This window comes from Cellulosilyticum sp. ST5 (assembly GCF_046529625.1).
Lineage (GTDB): Bacteria > Bacillota > Clostridia > Lachnospirales > Cellulosilyticaceae > Cellulosilyticum > Cellulosilyticum lentocellum.
Genome location: NZ_CP132338.1, coordinates 4,047,221 through 4,065,731, shown reverse-complemented (window position 1 = coordinate 4,065,731; position 18,511 = coordinate 4,047,221). Strand labels below are relative to the sequence as shown.

General features: G+C 34.9%; 13 protein-coding genes. 3 read left to right on the top strand and 10 right to left on the bottom strand.

Features of this window, described 5'->3' with window-relative positions:
• The 4 genes from eutA to QTL86_RS19695 form a co-directional block, all read right to left on the bottom strand.
• Complete coding sequence (gene eutA / locus QTL86_RS19710; RefSeq protein ID WP_410495849.1) at positions 1 to 1,446, bottom strand: ethanolamine ammonia-lyase reactivating factor EutA; 1,446 nt, start codon at positions 1,444 to 1,446, stop codon at positions 1 to 3.
• Positions 1,447 to 1,517: 71 nt separating this feature from the next.
• Positions 1,518 to 1,967: a EutP/PduV family microcompartment system protein gene (locus QTL86_RS19705; RefSeq protein ID WP_410495848.1), complete on the bottom strand. Its 450-nt coding sequence runs from the start codon at positions 1,965 to 1,967 to the stop codon at positions 1,518 to 1,520.
• Between the two features lie 3 nt (positions 1,968 to 1,970).
• Positions 1,971 to 2,327 (bottom strand): ethanolamine utilization microcompartment protein EutS, encoded by a 357-nt coding sequence (gene eutS / locus QTL86_RS19700; RefSeq protein WP_127064883.1) that lies wholly within the window; start codon positions 2,325 to 2,327, stop codon positions 1,971 to 1,973.
• A gap of 48 nt (positions 2,328 to 2,375) precedes the next feature.
• The gene (locus tag QTL86_RS19695) at positions 2,376 to 3,506 is read right to left on the bottom strand and encodes a 1-propanol dehydrogenase PduQ (protein WP_127064884.1); all 1,131 of its coding nucleotides are present in this window, start codon (positions 3,504 to 3,506) and stop codon (positions 2,376 to 2,378) included.
• A 205-nt stretch (positions 3,507 to 3,711) separates the two neighbouring features.
• Between QTL86_RS19695 and QTL86_RS19690 the strand changes: the two genes are divergently transcribed.
• Positions 3,712 to 4,095, top strand: coding sequence for a hypothetical protein (locus QTL86_RS19690; RefSeq protein ID WP_190283453.1), 384 nt, complete (start codon positions 3,712 to 3,714; stop codon positions 4,093 to 4,095).
• A gap of 263 nt (positions 4,096 to 4,358) precedes the next feature.
• Here the strand turns inward: QTL86_RS19690 and QTL86_RS19685 are convergent, their stop codons facing one another.
• Positions 4,359 to 5,843, bottom strand: a complete 1,485-nt coding sequence (locus QTL86_RS19685; protein WP_410495847.1) for an amidohydrolase family protein — start codon at positions 5,841 to 5,843, stop codon at positions 4,359 to 4,361.
• Positions 5,844 to 6,301: 458 nt separating this feature from the next.
• Here QTL86_RS19685 and QTL86_RS19680 point away from each other — a divergent pair, with 458 nt between their 5' ends.
• Positions 6,302 to 7,675: an MATE family efflux transporter gene (locus tag QTL86_RS19680; protein WP_410495846.1), complete on the top strand. Its 1,374-nt coding sequence runs from the start codon at positions 6,302 to 6,304 to the stop codon at positions 7,673 to 7,675.
• 405 nt (positions 7,676 to 8,080) lie between these two features.
• Here the strand turns inward: QTL86_RS19680 and QTL86_RS19675 are convergent, their stop codons facing one another.
• From QTL86_RS19675 to QTL86_RS19660, 4 genes are all read right to left on the bottom strand, one after another.
• Positions 8,081 to 9,979 (bottom strand): peptidase domain-containing ABC transporter, encoded by a 1,899-nt coding sequence (locus tag QTL86_RS19675; RefSeq protein WP_410495845.1) that lies wholly within the window; start codon positions 9,977 to 9,979, stop codon positions 8,081 to 8,083.
• On the bottom strand, positions 9,972 to 11,807 hold the full coding sequence (locus QTL86_RS19670) for an ABC transporter ATP-binding protein (protein ID WP_410495844.1): 1,836 nt from the start codon (positions 11,805 to 11,807) through the stop codon (positions 9,972 to 9,974). Before QTL86_RS19670 ends, QTL86_RS19675 begins: the two co-directional genes overlap by 8 nt.
• A 164-nt stretch (positions 11,808 to 11,971) precedes the next feature.
• Entirely contained in the window at positions 11,972 to 12,928 is a 957-nt protein-coding gene (locus QTL86_RS19665; RefSeq protein WP_410495843.1) for a serine hydrolase domain-containing protein, read from the bottom strand.
• Entirely contained in the window at positions 12,922 to 15,267 is a 2,346-nt protein-coding gene (locus QTL86_RS19660; protein ID WP_410495842.1) for an ATP-binding cassette domain-containing protein, read from the bottom strand. Before QTL86_RS19660 ends, QTL86_RS19665 begins: the two co-directional genes overlap by 7 nt.
• 423 nt (positions 15,268 to 15,690) lie before the next feature.
• On the opposite strand from QTL86_RS19660, the gene gltS reads away from it, so the two are divergent.
• On the top strand, positions 15,691 to 16,893 hold the full coding sequence (gene gltS, locus QTL86_RS19655) for a sodium/glutamate symporter (protein WP_127064891.1): 1,203 nt from the start codon (positions 15,691 to 15,693) through the stop codon (positions 16,891 to 16,893).
• A gap of 46 nt (positions 16,894 to 16,939) precedes the next feature.
• Here the strand turns inward: gltS and QTL86_RS19650 are convergent, their stop codons facing one another.
• Positions 16,940 to 18,130, bottom strand: a complete 1,191-nt coding sequence (locus QTL86_RS19650) for a sensor histidine kinase (protein WP_162145097.1) — start codon at positions 18,128 to 18,130, stop codon at positions 16,940 to 16,942.
• Positions 18,131 to 18,511: the final 381 nt, after the last annotated feature.

Genomic DNA, 18,511 nt, shown 5'->3' with positions numbered 1-18,511 from the left:
TCAATTAAATACTAATGTTTTAACAACTACAGGAAGCACTGTTCCTTCTGCAATAGGATTGCCTATATCAATGTAATCACCATTATCTAGCTTTACACTATCTAGACAGATTACATCTTTCTTGAAACTTAGTTTGTTGTACATAGTCTGTCCTAATACCTTTGCCATATCCTTTTCTACAATTAAAATGAGGGGTAATTCCCTTTCAATAAGTTCCTGCATACCTTCTACTAACCCTTCTGCATATGCTTGTACTTCCTTGAAACTAGGATTTTCTTTTCCTTCTATAGCAATGGCTACCCTTTGCAAGTCTCCTTCTAATTTAAACCATTCTAATTTCTTCTTAACGGCCTCTGCTAACACAATAGAGCCACTACTTTCATCCTCATAAGCCATTTTTAGAATAGGCAAATTCTTAATAGGAAAAGCATTTTTTGTGTAGGTAATAGTACTGCCACTTATTTCTGTAGTATGTGTTCCTGCACCAACTACAGTTGCTCTTATAGTCTCTGTACTTTTTATAACCTTTAATTTGCTGCATAACTCAGACCGTCTAATAGACTCTCCTAACAGGATGCCTATATCCCCATACTCAAAATAGTCTCTTATAGGTCCTCGCTCTTTCTCATCGTAGTAAATATAATCTGCCACACCTCCTGAAAAAGATATACATTCCATAGGATTATCTAAAAGAATACTTTTATTAGTCACCATAAGTTTAAAGTCTTCATCTATAGGTACTAATCCAACACTTTGCATTAATACCTTTACCATTATGTCTATAATGGGTCTAAGATTATCTTTTGTAGCTATAGTTCCTATTTCTAACCCTAAATGGTATTTCTTCACTAGTGTTTCTAATTTAGGCGCAATATATGTTATTCTTTTAGAAATAACATCAACTTTTATTAATCTGCCGCCTATATCTAAACAACCAGTGTCTTTTACATCTCCCCTTCTAAAGACAGCGAGGTTACTGGTTCCCCCGCCAATATCGATATTAACAACTGCTGTATTATGTTCTTTTGAATAGATATGAGCACCTGCACCCTTACCTGATATAATACTTTCTAGGTCTGGTCCTGCTGTAGCCACTACAAAGTCCCCAGCAAACCCACTTAAGGTCGTTAATACTTCTTCTGCATTTTCTTTTCTGGCTGTTTCTCCTGTAATAATAACGGCCCCTGTATCAATGTCTTTTTTATCTACACCTGCGTTCTTATATTCCTTTTCAATGATTTCTCTCACTTTAGGTCCATCAATTTCTTTTAAAGAAACCAAGGGTGTAAAGTAAATGGGGCTTTTATAAATAATTTCTTTATCTACAATGACAATTCTCGGTACCGTATAGCTAGAAGCCATATTTTCGATAATGAGCTTTGAAAATATAAGCTGTGTTGTACTGGTTCCAATATCAATCCCTACACTTAGAAGTTCTTCTCTCATTCCCTCACTTCCTCCATTAATAATCTTTATCCCCTAAATCTCCTAAACCATTTAGGTCTACACACCTCTTACTATTCCTTAAGGCTTAAAAATTTTTCTAGATAAGTAAATAATTCTTCTATTCCTATGTCATCTACTGTATCTACCTTAAAAATTTTACTTACTCCGGCTGCTTTAAGACTTTCTTCTACCTTCTGAATTTGTGACTCATCTTCTACTAAGTTAATCTTAGTTATAATACCGATAAGCTCTTTCGCAAATGAACATGCAAAAGCAGGAGGAATAAAGTTATCTTCTGCTGTAGGATCTCCTATTAAAGCAATAATCTCTGCATCTACTGCCGTCATAATAAGAGCACTATAATAATTTCTGTTTTCTAGATATTCTCCTGGTGTATCAATGGCATGATTGTATAACTCCACAGATTGTGTCTTTTTGTACTTAAGTTCTAGTTCATCAAGCTTTTGACATAGTGTTGTCTTTCCACAGCCTGTTCTACCCATAAAAATAACTCTGCTCATATCCTAAGTCCTCGTAATAGCTGTAGGTGTAAATCCTAGATTATTACTAAGCACATCTACAATATCTTTAAGTGCAGCTTCTACCGCACTAATATCACCACTTATAATAAGTGCCCCGCTAAAGCGGTCTATAAAACCAATAGCAATGTCTGATGCCTTAGTGGCTACATCTGCTGCAATAATAGCGCCTTCACTAGGTGTAATAGTTAAAATCCCAATAGCACTGATTTTCTCAGTAATAAGGCCTAGTTTCTTGTAGATATCTTGGGTAGGGTTAGCAATAATATGAGCTAGTGTAATTTGTTTTCCAGGTACAAATTCCTGAATAATGCGTTGTTTATCCTCTATATGAATAGCCATACTTTACCTCATTTTCTCCATTCATCCTTTTCTCTTCTAGATTGTTATTTAGCTTACCTTATAAATAATCTCTAAAATGTCTCCTGCTGTGGCAGTACGTGGATTGGTTACAATACATGCGTCCTCTAAAGCACCTTTTGCAATCTCTTGTTTAAGCTTGTTAATGTCCTCTAGAGAGACCTTACATTCTTGAAGACGCGTAGGCATCTTCATTTCATGTTGAAGTTTCGTAATGGCATGAATAAAATTCTTAACTAACATTCTAGTTGTGCTTCCTTCTATGCCCACTAACTTTGCTAACTGCGCATATTTTTTAGCTGCTATAGAATATTTATTAGGATTAAACCCTTCAATTTCACTATTAAACTCTATAACATAAGGCAGCAGTATGGCATTAGTTCTACCATGTGGAATATGAAGCTTACCTCCAATATTATGGGCAATCGCATGATTAATTCCTAATGAAGCTAGATTAAAGGCAAGTCCTGCAAGGCAAGATGCATTATGCATTTTTTCCTTTGCCTCTATATCCTCACTGCTTCTATAAGACCTTAATAAATACTCAAAAACTAACTCTACTGCTTTCTCAGCTAGTGCATCAGAGAAATCTGTTGCTGCTGTGGATACATACGCTTCTATGGCATGAGTCAAAACATCCATACCTGTATCAGCTACAATACTACTCGGAACACTTTTCACAAGCTCTGGTTCTAAAATAGCTACATCTGGCAAGAACTCATCTGATACTAAAGGATACTTGATATGTTTAATCTCGTCTGTGATAACAGAAAAAGAGGTTACCTCTGAGCCTGTTCCACTAGTTGTAGGAACTGCTATAAACTGCATTTCCTTTAACTCTCCAAGTTTCCTTGAGAAATCCATAATAGCTTTTGCTGCATCAATGGCTGACCCACCACCTAAAGCAATGATTACTTCAGGCTTGTAAGAAGTTACGGCCTCAACTCCTTTTACAACAAGCTCCATAGGTGGATCTGGTACGATTTCACTAAATACTTCATACTGATTAGGTGATAAGTATTCGGTAATTTTATTAATCATTCCAGACTTAACCATGAAAGGGTCTGTCACAATAAATACACGATTCTTTCTTAATGTTTCAAGGTACGCAAGTGAACCTTGTCCAAATTTTACTTTTGTTTTTATTTCAAAAGTGTTCATCTTCATCCCATCCTATTCAAGTAGATTCAAGATTTCCTATATTAGACTATGTATTTTTGAGACATTTATACTTTTTACATCAAAACCAATAAATGCTCGAAAATTCAATTTTTATTTTTCAATATAAATACGCTCAATTTGCAGTCATAATATTACTTTTTCTCTAATAAACTATTAGTAGAAAAGTGCAGGGAGTTTATGAAAAATGTCTGATATATTTGAGCGTTTAGGCATTCATAGAGTGCAACCACCCACAAGTTCACCTCCAAACTTTACTCCGAATAAAAATCAAGGTACAAAACTAGGGCCTCCTAGGCCTCCTGGACCCCCTGGTCCTCCTGGCCCCCCCGGTCCTCCTGGATCTCCTCAAGCATTTGGTGGCGGTATTCAACCACTTGCAATTGATACAGGTGCCATATCCCCTTGTATTAATCGATTTGTTTATATATGGCCAACTAATGGCCCTGGTTTTTGGGCTTTTGTTACTTTTGTAGGCCCCCGCTCTCTTGCAGGTTGGAGACGAATGGGATGGCGTTGGCGATATTTTGGTATGGATCTACGAAGAATTGATTCATTTTATTGTGCATAAAAAAAAGCGATTACGTGAATTAAACTACGTAATCGCTTTTTTTTATGCACAGTTTATTTAAAAATACTTCTTACTAAACTATTACTTTCTTGTTATATATACTCTATATGACTATACTTAAATAAACATAAGATACAATTGGAAACTCCCCTTAGGGTTATTGATGGGCAAGAACTATATAAGATGCATAGGCACATAAATTTCCTACTTTGTATGTAAAGAACAATAACCCGATTATAAATTTCTAAACTAAGAAAATTGGTTCACTCAGCATGAACACTGTAAACAATTTTACCGTCTTTTATGACAAACTCAACTTGATTTAAGTCAGATATATTCTTTAGTGGATTTGCACTCAGGATAACTAAATCAGCCTTTTTACCCAGGTCTATACTTCCAAGCTCATCAGCCACACCCAAGAGTTCGGCAGCATTTACTGTAGCAGTTCGAATAGCTTCATATTCATCCATTCCATGCTTCACAAATAACTCAAGTTCCTTGTACAGGAACCCATGGGGAACATATCCTGCACCTCCCATCCCCGCATCTACTCCTGCTACAATTCTCACTCCAGCTTTAATAGCATTTTCAAGATTAACAGGAAGATATGTTTGCCTATAATTAGGCATCTCATCATAAAACTTTACCCAAATCGGATCTGTTCCGGATTTTATGACTTCCCTTTGCTTTTCTATAGCCTTTTTACCCATGGAATGATAGGGTTCTGGTACGGCCTCCTTCACTTCCTGTCTACTAAATAAGTCAGGGTTATCTATTAAATCTGACCAGTGTATAAAACAATATGCAGTAGGAACCCAACATACTCCATTTTCTTTCATTCGCTTGAATGTTGCCTCATCTATCAGCCCCAGTGGCGTATGCTCTATACTGTCTACTCCTACTTCAACTGCCTGCTTAATACCTTCAGGTAAGCAAATTGAATGTGCAGATACCTTCAATCCTTCTTTATGAGCTGATTCTGTAATGGCTTTCAATATCTCCGGAGTCATACTTGCATCCAGTAGGCGCGGATCTACCTTTCTTTTTATATAAAACTCCCGACTCTCAGAATCATTTTCAATGAATGACAAAGATGTTCCTGGTGTGCTGGTTTTAATAAAATCCACACCGGCCTTCTTCAGCTTTTTAATGATTTCTAACACTTCTTGCGGCTCATCAATGTCAACTGATAATCCTTTAACACCAAAAATAAGGCTTAAAAATGATAATAAAACTGGAGGAGCTGGAATAAATCTCTTTATACTAAAATAACCATATGGCACTGATAAAGCAGGGCCGCTTGCTAAAATCCTAGGACCTATGTATTTTCCCTCGTTAATTTCGTCCCTAAATTTTAGGATATTGTACCCAAATGAACCAGGCATATTTCTTATTGTTGTGACACCTGATTTTAGCGTTAAGTGGGAGTGTCGTAGAAGCTTCTTTGTCATGGTTTCTGTATTGATTCTTCCATAATCGTCAACGCCCGGATGAGCCAGATGCACGTGGGCATCAATCAATCCCGGCAGAATATACCGTCCTGAAAGGTCTAAGACTTCTGCATCTTCAGGAATAGATATGGTTTCAGCGGACCCGATTTTATCGATCTTTCCACAACTGCAAATAATCGTACTGTTCTCATGAATAGCTTTCTCTAACACATTAATAATATTTACACCGGTTATAACCAATACTCTAGGCTGCTTATTGATGCTGGAAATAGTTTTCTCATCTTTTCTTTTTATCATATTTCTTCTCCCCCAAACTTATTCTTTTTGTGTTATATAAAGCAATGCTAAACCTAAAACCGTTTTCTCCATATACTTATTATCTTAACTAAGAGAATAGAGATGAAAAAACTTTTTGCACTTATTCACTATACTTTTCCTTTGCCATTTAGAATTTTAATATCTTGTAGCATTCTTACATTCTCTTATACGCATATATTTCGTATTTTTAATTTTCTGAATTTTATCACACATCTTCTGTGGTGTCAACTGGATCTGCTTTAAAATCACAGATTAGCCTTTGTAAAGTAAATTAAAGAGACTTTCCAAAGGGGACCTCTTACTCTATTTAAATATCAACAAATTTATCTAACTTAACCTACTTTTCTGTTATAATAAAATAAATATATAATATTATAATTAGCATATTGTTTACACAATAGAACGCTTATTACTAAAAAGAAACTCAGGTGTTTATTATGACTAAAAATTCTTATGAAATAGATATGTGTAATGGTCCATTAACTAAAAAAATTTTAATTTTCTCCATCCCTCTCATGTGTTCTGGCATCTTGCAATTACTCTTTAATGCCATTGATATGATTGTTGTTGGACAATACTCGGGTAAGGAAGCATTGGCAGCTGTTGGCTCAACAGCCTCACTTATTAATTTACTCGTCAATGTTTTTATCGGTCTATCTATTGGTGCTAATGTCCTTATTGCACAAGCTTATGGTGCACATCATGACCAAGATCTTCATGAGACTTTACATACTTCTATTTTGCTAAGTATAATCTGTGGCTTTTTCCTAAGCTTTATTGGAATCCTCTTAGCTAAACCTCTGCTCCTATTAATGGGAACACCCGATGAAGTTATAGAACTGGCTACTTTATATATGAAAATTTATTTTGTTGGTATGCCCGCCATGCTTTTATACAACTTTGGTAGTTCTATTTTACGTGCTACGGGAGACACCAAAAGACCTCTTTACTTTTTACTTATAGCTGGGGTCATTAATGCTCTTCTTAACTTAGTGTTTGTAATTGGTTTTAAAATGAGTGTTGCTGGTGTAGCACTTGCTACTGTTATTGCACAGTGTATTTCTGCTTTTTTAATTACACTCTGTTTAATGCGTACTTCTGGTGGCTGCCAATTAATACTTTCAAAGCTACATATCAATAAAACTGTATTGCTTAAAATTATGCGCATCGGTTTACCTGCAGGCTTCCAAGGGGCTATTTTCTCTATCTCCAATGTACTTATTCAGTCCTCGGTTAATTCTTTTGGTGCTATTGCTATGGCAGGAAATGCAGCAACTGCTAACCTTGAAGGCTTTGTCTATACTTCTATGAATGCCTTTCATCAAACAGCCCTTAGCTTTACTGGGCAAAATATAGGTGGTAAAAAATATGATCGCATTAAACCTATATTACGTGTTTGCTTAATCAGTGTCTTTGTAGTCGGCAGTGCTATGAGCTTATTATTCTTTATATTTAGGTTTCCTTTACTTCGCCTCTATTCCTCTGATTCAGAGGTGATTGCTTATGGTGTTGTTCGAATGAAAGTTATCTTCTCCACCTACTTCTTATGTGGTATCATGGATGTATTAGTTGGAAGTATTAGAGGCCTTGGGTATTCTGTCATACCTATGATTGTTTCCCTACTAGGTGCTTGTGGCTTACGTATTCTTTGGATTTTTACTGTATTTAAACTGATGCCAACACTAACTACCTTATATATTTCCTATCCCATATCTTGGGGCATTACTTTAATGGTACACTTCCTATGCTTTAAAATACTTTATAATAAAGTCCAAGATGAATGGCACACTTCCATTATTGAATCAGTCTGACTATTAAAGGGACACTTCAAATAGCTAGTAAAGTTACTCTCATGAAGTGTTTTTAAGAAAAAGAAAAGCTGAATAAAAAAATAGTGCCCCAAGTATATAGAATACTTGGGGCACTATTTTTTACTCCAGACTCTTGAAATTAACTTTCGTGGCTAGCTAAATAGACCTTAATCAAGGCGCAAGATGGCTCCTCAGCACGTATGCGTTATAACTTAGTGCCTACTAAGACTAGTTATGAAAGCTAAACCAATGAGTGAGGAGCTCCTAAAGTCTTGGCCGGTGCACCCTATGCTAGGAAGCTAAGACCTTAAGACTCTGGTTTTAAACTTTGTTTATTTATTTTGTTTTTACACTTATGTATATGTACTCAAGAAACCGAATCCCTAATAAAAATTCAGCTATCTCTTAACTACTTATTTCTTCTTGATAATAATAAGCCTGTTTTTCAAACATCTTAGCATATTCTCCCTTTAATGCCATTAGTTCATCATGAGTACCTTGTTCTATAATCTCACCATGTTCAAACATATATATGCGGTCTGCTTCTCTGGTAGTTGAAAGTCTGTGAGAAATAAAGATAATGGTAGCATCTTTTGCTGCTTTCATCATATTGCGATTGAGCTTATATTCTGCAAAAGGATCCAGGGCACTAGAAGGTTCATCTAAGATAGCTATGGCAAGTTTTCCTGTTTTAGCAAACATTCTAGCTATAGCTACTTTTTGCGCCTCGCCACCTGATAGCATTGTTCCTTCATCAGAGAACTCTCTTGTCATTTCTGTCTTGAGTCCTTTGGGCAATCTTTCTAGCTTAGCTCCAAAATCAGCAAGGTTTAAAGCCTTCCTAATATGATCTTCATCTATAGCAGTATCATCCATCCAAACATTTTCTTCTAGAGTGGCACCATAAAGCTGATAATCTTGGAATACTGCTCCAAAAATATCTCTATAAGCTTTAGTTGAAAAGCTGCGGATATCCTCTCCTCCATAGCAAATAGAACCTTCTGTTACATCATATAAACGCATTAAAAGCTTTACAAATGTTGTCTTCCCTGCACCATTTTCGCCTACTATGGCTATTTTTTCTCCCGGCCTAACAGTCATCTGAATATGCTTAAGGGTATCTTCACTAGCTCCCTCATAACGAAAGCTCATATCTTTAATTTCAAGTACACTCTTTTCTACTGGTACCTCTTTACTTCCCTTATATCCCTCAATATTAATATCATATTCTATAAAACGCCTAAAGCGTTCTGCAAACTGTCCTACCTTTTGAAATTCCACCATAGCATAATTAAGTGAATCTAAACGATTTCTTACTGTACCTTGTGCATTATTCATGGCCGCTACATCACCTAGACCTATACTAAGCTTAACTAGCGCTAAGTACCCTAAATACATAGGTACACAGAAATGAGATAAAAAAGTAAACACAAATATCCAGTTTATTAAAGAAAGAATAGCAATCTTAACCCCTGCTGTTTTAGCTTCTGACATAATATCTTCTATGGCTTCTTCAAACTGTTTACGAAGAGGAATCTCTATCTTTGAAAGCTTAATCTCCTTAGCATATTCTGGTTGATAAAAAATACGCTTAGAATAGTCAGCTTTTCTCATAACTCTCTTTCTTTCCATTTCATAGTTGTACTCGATTTTAGTAATGCTAAAGCGCGTCACCATATTAATAAGAAAACCTAGAATAGGAAAGATGGCAATGATAGGATTAATAGCCATAATAAGTCCACCTAAGGTTAAAATAGTCGTTATATTCCCTAGAATCCAAGCCATACTTAGAACACCAGTAGTAATCATTTCTTCAGACTGAGCTGCTGCAATAACAAAGTCATCAAAATAATCTTTATGGTCATAGCATATAAGGTCAATATCTGCCACCTTGCGTATAAAATCTTCTTGAATCTTTCCTGTCATTTTTACAAATTTAGCTCTCGCCCAATTCTCAACTAGTACTTCTATGGCTTGCCCTATTCCCATGACTAAGATTCCTACCATGATAAAAACGAGTGTAGCCTTTAGATCTATAGCCTTATCCGAAAGCATATCTATAAAGATTTTAAGGAACAAGGTATCAAATAGTGCATAAATAATACCACAAGTGACAAAAGCACCTATTACTAAAAACACCAATGCTTTATCTATTCTTAATGCACACTTTACAACATAAAATACATTGCTAATAAGGCGTCTCATGGTTAATTTGTCTTGCTTCTTATCCTTATCATCATGCTTTATTTCTTTTTGTTTCTTGCTTGTGTTAGGATTACTTGCTTTCTCTTTATTTTTAGGCATGAAGGACTACCTCCCCTCTTCCATTCTCCTGATAATTCTTAGCTTGAAGTCTAAACATAGCTGCATAGCTACCATCTAAAGCCATAAGTTCATCATGTGTACCACTTTCTTTAATCTGCCCATGTTCTAAAAAGTAAATTTTATCTGCAATTCGTGCTGAAGATAGTCTATGAGAGATGAAGAATACGGTTTTTCCTTCTGATACTTGTAGCATATTGTTATACATATTGTACTCTGCAATAGGATCTAGCGCGCTAGAAGGTTCATCCAGGATAACAATATCTGGATTCTTAGCAAATACTCTCGCAATAGCTATTTTCTGTGCCTGTCCTCCTGAACACACAAAACCTTGATCATCAAACTCTTTTGTCACCATAGTATCTATACCTTTTTCTAAGGTAGCTAACTTATCTCCAAACTGTGCCTTTATAAGTGCATCTACTACTAACTCTCTTTCTTCCTCTGTCTCTGGCGCCCGCATAAGTACATTCTCACTTAAAGGCAAGGCAAATATCTGAAGGTCTTGGAATACTGTTCCAAAGTGCTCATGATAGTTCTCTGGTTCAAACTCATTAATGTTGCATCCATTAGCTTTAATCTCTCCCTCTGTAACCGGATATAAGCCCATTAATAGTTTAATCAAAGTAGTCTTACCTGCTCCATTTTCCCCAACTAATGCAATACGTTCGCCTCTCTTAATAAAGAGAGATAGGTCTTTAATAACAGGGGCCTTAGCTCCCTCATAAGTAAAACTAACATGGCTAAATTCGATATCTCCAAGAACTCCCTCTATTTTTTTATTCCCTTTATAGGCCTTGGCAGATTCATATTCCAGAAAATCCTTTAAGTTATTCATATAAAGGCAGTATTTACCCGCCTCAATGCTCTTTTGTACTGCTTCTTTAACCTGCCAGGATACAAAACCTATTGCTGATAACATAGCCACATAAGCTCCTATCCTACTAGTACCTGTAGCTTTAATAACAAAAGTAATATACATATATGAGCTAAAATACGTAAGTCCAAAAAAGACAACTGCATTTAAAAATTGATATAGCGCTATTTTCTTACGATATTTCACATTGATAGCATATCTATTCTTGTAGCTCTCAATATGCTTTTTAAATAAGATATTCCTAATATCATATAGACGAATCTCTCCCGCGTACTTCTTTTCATAAAAAACACGTTTGACATAGTCTGTAACTCGTCTATCTGGTGTTTCCATTTTTCTAAGTTCGAAGTGCATTTTGTTTTCTTTATCTCCACAAATTAAAGAACCAATAACTGGTGGAAAAATAAAAAGAATCAGCCAAGGGTCCACAGTTGCAATAATACCTATGGCACAAAATACAGCTAGAATAAGCCCTAAAGATTGCGCCAGATTAGCTAAGCCATCCATCGCCTTATTAAGACATTCATCTAAAGCTCTTGAAAACTTATTATAAAAATCAGGTTCTTCATATCTAGTAAGCTCAATAGCTGTTGCCTTTGTAATAACCTTGTCAAATATGTAGCGATATACCTTGGGTGTTTTTAGTCTAATATAGTAGGCATGACCTGCAGACGCTAAATGAATAATAATATGTAGAGAGCAGAAAAATACAATGAGCTTTACAAGTTCACTATAAGGTGCCCTATCGTTGATACATGCATAAATAGCCTTTGTCATATAAGCAAAGAAAAAAGCATTAAATACTTCTTCTGTACAGTTCTTATAGAAAGTATATATAATGCATCCTTTATCTGCGTGCCAAATGGTTTTTATAGTATACCCCATACTTTGCCACACAGACATTTCTTTATTTGATTGATGTTTTCCTCCCAACTACGCTCCCCCTCTGCTTATTAGTTTAAAACATAAGCTTATGTCATTTTACTATAAGATTTGAATCTTAAAAATACATTAAATTTTACAAAAACTACAGTAATTTTTCGTCATTATTAAGCCCCTAAATTTAAGATTTTATTTCATTCTTACTTTAGTGTTATTTATTCTAAAATCGGTGAAGCTTGATTGCATAATGCAAATACATCCTCATAAGATTTGCCTAATGACGTTGGGGTTGCCTGAATAATACCAACTCTATTTTGCTCAGGCATCACTCTAATCTCCTGTCCTCCAAAACCACGACAACCGTACCAACCATCTCCTAGCCACCATAAAAAACCATAGTTACTATTTTGCTCTGTTGGCGTAGTTGCTTCTTTTACATAACTTTCCGAGATAATTTGCTTTCCATTGTATTTGCCACTATTCAAAAATAAATTTCCTATCTTAGCTAAATCTCTTGCGCATAAATGAGATGTTGCTTCATCTAAGGGTTTATTCCCTATGTTATAGGTGATACCACAAGGGCTTGTCCACCATTTCTCGCTTTTGATATCAAGTGGGGTAAATAAGTAGCTATTGCAAAAATCAAATGTATTCATTCCTGTAACTTGACTTATAATGGCACTTAGCAAAATCACATCCCATTCTTTATAAACATGCTTTCTTCCAGGTACCTCTTCCATTTGAATATCTGCTAAATGTGCTAACCAATCTTGTGTTCTTCTAAGCTGCTCTAACATAGGACAATGATAGTGTTTACCCCCATTCCAATAAATCCCGGATGTCATAGTAAGCAAATGTTTTATTGTAATAAGTTTATGATAAGGATGATTGTTTTGGTTAAAGGCTTCTAGGTACCTACAAATAGGTTCATCTAAACTTTCGATAGATCCTTTATCTAAACAGATACCAATGCCAATAGAAATAATGCTTTTCCATATGGATTTAATAGGATTACGACTTTCCTTAGTAAACTTATTATAATAGCGTTCTACGATTATCTGTCCATTTTGATAAAGCAAAACACTATTAACTTGTGGATATCTTTTTTGCTTAATATAGTCGTCTATCATTTGCCCAAGTTCATTATCTTTAGCCTTTACTTTCTCTAACATAAATACCTCCCAATAATAGAATGAGGATTTTCCTTTAACTCCCTAGGTGTACCTGTTGCAATCACTTCTCCCCCATCTTTCCCACCACCAGCACCCATTTCTATCAAGTAATCACAGCTGGATAAAACATGCGAATCATGTTCAATAATGATAACCGTATTTCCTTTATCCACTAACTCTTGTAATAACACCATAAGCTTTTCACTATCATAAAAGGATAACCCTGTTGTAGGCTCATCTAAAATGTATAAAGAATCTTTAGCTGCTTGTCCCTTTGAGAGTTCCTTAGCGAGTTTGATGCGCTGACTTTCACCTCCAGATATAGTCGGTGTTTTCTGACCTAACTTAATATATCCCATGCCTACACGTTTTAAGGTCTCTAACATATTGGTAATTGGCTCATCTTTATCATTAAAAAATGTTATTGCTTCATCTACACTCATCTCTAATACATCCTTTATATTCTTTCCTTCAAGTGTCACTTCTGCTGACTCTGGTATAAATCCTATACCCTCACAAGCTTCACACTTCACATGAATAAAATTGCCATAGCCTACATGATAGTGTACTTCTCCTTCACCCTTGCATTTGGGACAACCACCCTGAGCATTAACAGAGAAAAAGCCTGGAGGAAGGTCACTTGCCTTAGCAAACAACTGACGAATACGGTCCATAGTCCCTGTATAAGTTGCAAGGCAAGAGGTCCTAGTTCTGCCTATAGGTTTTTGATCAATAACGTAGCACTTCTTAATTTGACTTACGCCTAATAGTTCTACTTGTCCTAATTCTATTGCTTCCTCTACTTCATCTTCCATAATACACTTTGATTTAAGTAATGCTTTTAACTTAGGCACTAAGGTTTCTGAAATCAAGCTAGACTTTCCACTGCCTGAAACACCTACCACGCCTACCATTACACCTAGAGGAATATCTACAGTAATATTCTTTAAATTATGCAAGGAAGCGTTTTTTAATGTAAGCAGCTTTGTTTCATTAAATCTTCGGTAATCTTCTTTGTGTACAAAAGGTCTTTTTCCCGATAAATAAGGTGCTGTTCTAGAATCATCACAGGATAAAAAGGTGCTAAAATCACCCTCGTAAATCTTAGCACCTCCTAAAACTCCTGCATCCGGTCCCAAGTCAATAATATAATCTGCCTGCCTTATAAAGCCCTCATCGTGTTCAACGGCAACCACTGTATTTCCTTTACCTACAAGCTTTTTTATAATATCAATTAATTTTGCCTTTTCTATTTCATGTAGTCCAATAGTAGGTTCATCAAAAATGAAAATGATAGCATCCATATCTGCAATAATATAAGAGGCAAGAAATAATCTTTGAATCTCACCTCCTGAAAGAGTGGGAAGTGAACGTGATAAAGCTAAGTGGTATAACCCTACATCAATCATGCATTCTAGTTTCGTAAGGATTTCTTGAATCAATCTATTCTTTGTACTTAGCTTACTTAAAAACTCATATAAATCCTTTATATACATTTGCTCCATTTCAGAGATGGTCTTCCCACCAATAGACGTATGAATAGCTTCTTCTCCTAAACCCATTCCTTGACATTTAGGACATTTTCCCTTTTCCATATAACCTGCCTCAGTTAGCATCTGTTCTAATCTGCCAGTAGCAGAAAACGCCCCATTGGTAACCTCCGTAATCCATGGTATAAAACCTATAAATGAGGATTTCCCATAATCCCCATACTTCAAAACAAAAAGTTCGTCGCTTGTTAAGTTATTAAGAGGTGTATCCCCTGTAACTTTATAGTATTTATAAAAGCTCTCTAACATCTTTTTAGTGCTTCCTCTTTTTCCTACTCCTAAACAAACATCCTCGATTTTTTGAGAACCGTCCCCAAAAAGCTTCTCCTCATCTATTTTCTTAACAATGCCTTTCCCTAGACATTTCACGCACATTCCTTTAGCTGAATTCTTCTGGAACATCTCCATAGTTAAAGGTCTGTCACCTTCGCACTTATTTTCACGTTCCCCATAGGTTGCAAAAAGTATCGCTAACATATTACTTATTTTGGTTTTAGTTCCTACTGTACTTCTAGGATTAGACTGCCTAATAATGCGCTGTTCCACTGCAACAGTTGGTGAAAGTCCCGTCATTTGATCAAATGCTGATTCTCCCTCCACCATAAAGCCAGAATTCGAAAACATTAAGTATCTGTGTTTTCCTTCTTCATAGAGCGTATCAAAAGCTAGACTTGACTTTCCACTTCCTGAAACACCTGTAATAACAGTCAGCTTATTTCTAGGGATTTTCACATCGATTCCTTTAAGATTATGGATATGTGCATTTTTAATCTCTATATATTTATTCATCTCTTAATCCTCTTACCTCTATTTTTATTAACAATCAAACGAACTATTTTATAAAAGCAAAAAATCTTAGAACATAATAGTGCGTGTTTCACCTTTTATGTTCTAAGATTAGTTGATATCATTATAGCATATTCTAGCCATGCATTTGATATTAATAGTTATCTTCTTACTTAAGTTTCCTAGCAAATTTTCACCTCCACTTTAAAAATTTCTATTATGCTTTTTGAATGAATACTTGCTAATATAACCATACTAAGCTTATTAAACTATCATTTCTAATCACTTCATTCCTCCTAATTTATGCAAATGTCTGACTTTGTTAGCTGCTTCCGCCTTTACATAATTAGGTTAATTAGGCTATACTTTAATTTTCTTATGCTATATACTATGCGCAAATAAGTACTAGAAAGGACTAGATAATGTATGACATTTAATTTAGATATCTATGAGACTATGGCCTTAGTTTCTCTTGTATTTTACATGGGTAAGTATATGAGAACTAAATTTTCTATACTCTCTAAGTATTGCATTCCGCCATCAGTTGTAGGTGGCTTTATCTTTGCTCTATTAATACTTCTACTCAATCAAACTAATATTGCAACTATTAATTTAGATACAACACTTCAAAACATATTTATGACAGCCTTTTTTACTAGCATCGGGTTTACTGCCAGTGTCAAAATACTAAAACAAGGTGGCATTAAAGTAATTACCTTTCTCTCGCTCGCAGTGTTACTTGTTATCTTACAAAATACAGTTGGCGTAACATTAGCTTCATTATTTAGCTTATCCCCTTTAATGGGACTTTGCACCGCTTCTATTCCTATGGTAGGTGGACACGGTACTGCTGGCTCCTTTGGTCCCATCCTTGAAGATATGGGAATTACTGGTGCCACTACAGTTTCTGTCGCTTCCGCAACCTTTGGTCTCATTATGGGTAGTATCATTGGTGGTTTAGTTGCTAGAAACTTGATTCTTCGTTATAAACTGCACACAGTCCATGATGAGAATGACCTTACCCCACCAGAGGAAGTAGGCGATTACAATGAAGAAAATCATAATATCTTATCTTTCAAAAGATTAATGACAGGTGCATGCTTCTTGTTTATTGCAATGGGACTCGGTTCTCTCGTTTCTAAGTTAATCCAAGCATCTGGCTTAACTTTTCCTTCTTATATTGGAGCTATGTTAGTTGCTGCCCTTATAAGAAATATATATGATTTTAGAAAAGAACCTATTGTGGAAAAGGAAATTGAGACACTAGGAGGATTAAGCTTATCCTTTTTCTTAACAATGGCATTAATGGGACTTAAACTCTGGCAACTATTCGATTTAGCACTGCCACTTTTCATTATGCTTATCGCCCAAGTTATTTTAGTAGGCTTATTTGCTTATATTATAACCTATAGAGTCATGGGGAAAAATTACGAGGCGGCTGTATTTGCTTCTGCAATCTGTGGCTTTGGAATGGGTGCTACTCCAAATGCTATTGCTAATATGGATGAGCTTACAAATAGATATGGCTTTGTTCCTACACCTTACTTTGTTGTTCCAATTGTAGGTTGTTTGTTTATTGACTTTGTTAACTCAGCTATTATAACAATATTTATCAACTTTATTCGCTAATCCTATATAAAGAAAGAACTATCACCACAAGGTGATAGTTCTTTCTTTATATAAATTCTATATTATACTCACTGTAACCCATATTGTTATATAATATAGGCTCCATATGATCTAATACAATACGTGGCAAGGAAAAAATCATTTTACACCCTTTTTTATATTCCTTGTCAATCCAGATTCTACCTTGTTGTAACTCTGCAAGAGATTTAACAAGTGCCAGACCAATACCACTACTGTTATATTTCTGATGAAGTTCACCTTTATTTTGTATAAAACGGCCAAAGATAGCTTCATGTAGTTCTTCTGGAATTCCCTCTCCTGTATCTTGCACCATAATACATATATCATTCGTATCATAACTTATATAAACTAAAACCTCTCCCCCCTCAGGAGTATATTTAATAGCATTAGAAAGTAGATTAAAAACAATCTTTTCAACCTTATCCATATCACAAGCTATAATAAGCTCTTCTATTTCTGTATCAAATATAACGTTAATTTGCTTTTGCATGGCAAAAGCGTTAATTGACATAACCATGTCTTCTATAAAAGGAATAATATTATAATTTTTCACTTCTAACTTCATATAGCCTGATTCAATCTTGTTCATATCAATGATATTATTAACTAATTTAATAAGACGATAGCAATTCTTTTGCATGCTTTTTAGATACTTATCGGATTCTGCTATTCCAGTAGAATCTTCCGACATACACTTTTCAAACAATTGAATATTGCTATAAATCACATTAATAGGCGTCTTTAATTCATGAGATAAATCAGCAAAAATACTACTTCGCAGTTCATTCTTTTCGTAGCTCTCTTGTAATTGCTTTTGTCCTAGGACAATTTCCCCCTTTAGTTCATCTACTCTCTGTGCATAATATGCTTTAGATTCTTGAATAGTAATACATACAAATATTGTAGAAGTAATAAAATTATGTATAATATAGGCCACATTATCCCAAAAGAAATAGGTTGGTCCTTTAGAATAAAATATTCCTGCAAATATCCACTGTATTATGGCTAAAATAATATTATTACATAGTAATAGCTTTGCTAATACACTCTTACTTCTAGAGTGAAAAAACATAATAGCAACGATTAGTGATACTAGTACTAGAATAATTTTATGTAAAAACACACTAATTCCTATACAAAATGGATAACAAAAAAAGTCTACTATTAAAAAACCTAAAATCACCAAAAAGTAAGAAGGTTTTAATTTAACCTTCATAAGCACTAATATTGCGCTAGTACTTAAAAGTATGCCACAACAAAAAACAACTGAAGTTATTCCTTTTAAAATCCAATGTTCATTTGCTGCCTTGTAAAGAACAAGTAGCAAAATACTTAATACAACACAAATATTACTGGCACATATACAACTTAAATACCTCTCATTATAATACAAATTAAAAATGACAAAAAACAAACATATTAAACAGGAAAAGATCATAATAATCAGAAAATAAACCGAGTTAAACATATTTTCACCATCAAATCCCTTTTATTGCCATATTAATTAGGCTATCTTATTATATCACATCTAATTATACAGAAAAATCATATTTTTTAATTTTTTTACATTTATTATTTTTATAGTTATTGAGCGTAC